The 3,632-nt window shown below is 28.8% G+C and carries 4 protein-coding genes and 1 pseudogene; 4 read left to right on the top strand and 1 reads right to left on the bottom strand.

Features of this window, described 5'->3' with window-relative positions; translation table 11 throughout:
• A pseudogene (locus QZ824_RS11045) lies at nt 1-87 on the bottom strand (3-deoxy-8-phosphooctulonate synthase); the annotation flags it as partial.
• Nucleotides 88-232: 145 nt separating this feature from the next.
• Here QZ824_RS11045 and QZ824_RS11050 point away from each other — a divergent pair.
• From QZ824_RS11050 to QZ824_RS11065, 4 genes are all read left to right on the top strand, one after another.
• Complete coding sequence (locus QZ824_RS11050) at nt 233-1,039, top strand: serine hydrolase (RefSeq protein ID WP_291276070.1); 807 nt, start codon at nt 233-235, stop codon at nt 1,037-1,039.
• Nucleotides 1,040-1,252: 213 nt separating this feature from the next.
• Nucleotides 1,253-1,822, top strand: coding sequence for a sigma-70 family RNA polymerase sigma factor (locus tag QZ824_RS11055; protein WP_291276071.1), 570 nt, complete (start codon nt 1,253-1,255; stop codon nt 1,820-1,822).
• Nucleotides 1,809-2,510 (top strand): hypothetical protein, encoded by a 702-nt coding sequence (locus QZ824_RS11060; RefSeq protein ID WP_291276072.1) that lies wholly within the window; start codon nt 1,809-1,811, stop codon nt 2,508-2,510. Before QZ824_RS11055 ends, QZ824_RS11060 begins: the two co-directional genes overlap by 14 nt.
• A gap of 33 nt (nt 2,511-2,543) precedes the next feature.
• Entirely contained in the window at nt 2,544-3,578 is a 1,035-nt protein-coding gene (locus tag QZ824_RS11065; protein WP_291276073.1) for a cell envelope integrity protein TolA, read from the top strand.
• The last annotated feature ends 54 nt before the right edge of the window (nt 3,579-3,632 follow it).

Raw genomic sequence — 3,632 nt, forward strand, 5'->3', positions numbered from 1 at the left:
TTCTTCGCCTTCTATAGCACACGGGCCAGCCATTAAAAAGAAATTGTTACTATCCGTATGTTTTAATTTATCTAAGTAGTTTATCATTTTAATTTTAGTTTCAGTTGTATCTACTTTCTTTTTAACCAAAAGATATGTTACTAAATCAAATGAATCCTCCAATAATTTAGGTAATTCTGCTTGTAATTTTGAACAGAAAAGAATACATGGTTATAAATATATTGAGCCCTTGTTGTATGTTGAACAAAGCTGTGAAAGCCCATTACTAGAAAATACCAAAGAGGAAATTACTAAAACAATAGAAAGCTATAAAGCCATGTCTGGTGTTATAGAAGCATCGGTTTATCTTAGAGATTATCAAAGTAATACCTGGATGAATGTAAATGAAAATATGCTCTATGAGCCTGGTTCTTTATTTAAAGTTCCTATTTTAATTGCTTATCTGAAAATGAAAGAAGAAAATCCAACTATTTTAAATACTGAAATAAAATTCGAAACTCCTTTTAGTATTGATAAAAATGTTGCTTTTAAATCGAAAACAATAGAATTAGGAAAAAAATACACTATTCGTGAATTACTAAAATATATGATTGTTTATTCAGACAATAATGCTACTGCATTATTAAACAATAATTTAAAACCAGAAATTTTAAACAAATTATTTTCTGATTTAAACTTAGAAGTACCAGATGTAAAGTCTAGTCATTATTATTTTACACCTAGACAATATTCACTTTTTATGAGATGTCTATATAATGCATCTTACTTAACTCATGAAGATTCTGAATTTGCAGCATCCTTATTAAGCAAATCTGAATTTAATAAAGGAATTGTACGAGGATTACCAAAAAACACTAAATTAATTCATAAATTTGGAGAATCAGGAAATCAAGTCGAGAAACAACTTCATGAATCAGCCATTATTTACATCAAAGAAAAACCTTATTTACTAACAGTGATGACAAAAGGCAAAGACAATGAAACCTTGTCCAACTTAATAGGCGATATTTCCTCCATTGTTTATAATAATCTTAAATAGAAATTAAAAAGGCTATAACCCAAGAAATGTTATAGCCTTTTTTTTATAGATGATACAACCCTTTTCTGTCAAAAAACGTCTTAAATAAAAAAGACAATTGAGTTTAAAATTAATTGCTTACAAAAAAATAAAAATCACATACAACCCTTTTAATAATAAACTCGTCTTTTAAATAAAGAGCTATAAAGTAAAGAAGGCAATTTAACAAATAACATGAAGGTAATTAACTTACATCAAGAAGAAAGTCAATGGATAGCACAAGCGATAAAAAATAATCGTCAAGCGCAACATCAATTGTACACCAAATTTTCTCCTCGTATGTTAAGTATCTGTAGACAATATATCAAGGACATTCATCACGCAGAAGATGTTATGATTACTGGATTCATGAAAGTCTTCACGCATCTAAATAAATTTGAACATAAAGGAAGTTTTGAAGGATGGATAAAAAGAATTATGATTCATGAATGCATAGATTTTTTAAGAGTAAAAAAAAATAGTTTTAACCATCTTGAAATTGAAGAAATAGTAATTACTGAAAGTGAAGAAACATATGAAAATGAGGATTTTTCAATTGACGATATACAATTATTAATTGATAATCTTCCAGACGGATACCGAATGGTTTTTAATTTATACGTAATTGAAGGTTATAAGCATCAAGAAATTGCAACCCTTTTACAAATTAGTGAAGGCACTTCAAAATCGCAATTAGCACACGCTAGAAAAATGCTGCAAAACCAAATTAAACAATTAAAAGTAAACATGCATGGAACCAAATAATTTTGAAACCAAAATAAAAGAAGCATTAAACAAAAGAACGCTTGATCCATCAGCTGCCTCATGGGATAGACTAGATGCCATGTTAACAGTAACAGAAGAAAAAAAACCAAAAAAGAGTTTTTTTTGGATAAGTATAGCTGCTTCCTTTGTCGTTTTCTTAGGAATTAGCCTCTTTTTTATACAAAATAAAGCAATAGAAACCGTTACACCAAAACAAGAATTGGTTATAGATCACAAAACAGAGTCCGATTTAAATTCGCCGACTAACACTATATCAATCTCTAAAAACATATCAAATGAGCAAAAAGAATTAGCTGATTTTTCAATGAACAAAAAAGAGCAAATAAAAAAAAGCATTCCATTTAATAGAGATTTAAAAAAAGAGTCACTTAATCAACCTGTTTTATTTGCAGAAAACCAAACAAAAAGAAACATTACCACAAATAATGAGTCTTTCATTGAAAAAAATAACAGTTACAACTATGTAACACCAGAAGAACTTCTTGCTGAAGTAAATGGTCAAAATAAGGAAACTAAACCAAAAAACCGATATAAATCTTCCTTAAAAGTAAACCCTAATGACTTGCTTTCTACGGCTGAAACCGAGCTCAATCAATCGTTCAAAGAAAAGACATTGGCTAAATTTAGAGAAATAAAATCGGCTTATGCCAATAGAAACTTAGAATAAAAAACAAAAACACTTAACTAAAAAATAAATATCATGCAAAGAATTATCCTTTACATCAGCATTGCTATTATGAGTATTTCAACCAAACTAATAGCCCAAGAAACTAAATCTTTTGAACAACAAGCAAAAGAAATCGCTAAGAACATCAGAACTATCGCTCAAGAAGAAAAGAAAGCCCTAAAAGAAGAAGTAGAAGCCATCGATAAGGCAGTTCAAGATGGTACCATGACCAAGGAACAAGCTGAAAAAACAAAAGCTAAAATTGCCGAAGAGCGAGCTAAAAACATTGAAACCAAAATAGCTACTGAAGAAGAAAAACTTAGAGAGCTAATAAATGGAAACCTTACATTAGAAACAAAAAATGATACAGTAACAACTCAAAATGTTTTTAGTATAAAAAAAGCTAAACTTGTAAACAAAGGCGAAAAAAGAACTACAAGCCAATTTGTTTTTGCTACTGGTTTTAACAACTTAGTAACTAATGGTGCCATTGCAAATTCCGATTTTGGTTATTTACGTTCTACTTTTTACGAATGGGGAGTAACATGGAATACACGTCTAAGTAATAATAGTAATTTATTACATTTAAAATATGGTTTAGGTTTTCAATACAACATACTTCATGCAACAGACAATCGTATATTTGAAGACACTGGTGACCAAACTGTCTTAACAACTTATCCAATTGATTTAAAAGACAATAAAACTTATTTCAAAAATGTATATTTTGTACTTCCTGTTCATTTAGAATTTGATTTCTCAAAGACAAATGAAAAAGACGGAAAAAAAATATTTAAATCACATAAAGCGGCTCGTTTCGGAATTGGAGGTTTTGTCGGTGTAAATACAAACTCTAAACAATTTTTACGCTATGAAATAGACGGCAAAAAAATAAAAGAAAGAACAAAAGCAGATTTTAATGTAAATGATTTTACTTATGGATTAAGTGCTTACGTTGGTTACAAACAAACATCATTATATTTAAAATACGATTTAAACCCAATGTTTAAAAATAATGCCATTGATCAAAACAACATTTCTTTAGGTATCCGATTTGATTGGAATTAATTTGAGTTATATTTTCATACTTTTAAAACCTGCAAGGAAATTTCTTTGCAGGTT

The organism is Flavobacterium sp. (assembly GCF_021151785.1).
Classification (GTDB): domain Bacteria; phylum Bacteroidota; class Bacteroidia; order Flavobacteriales; family Flavobacteriaceae; genus Flavobacterium.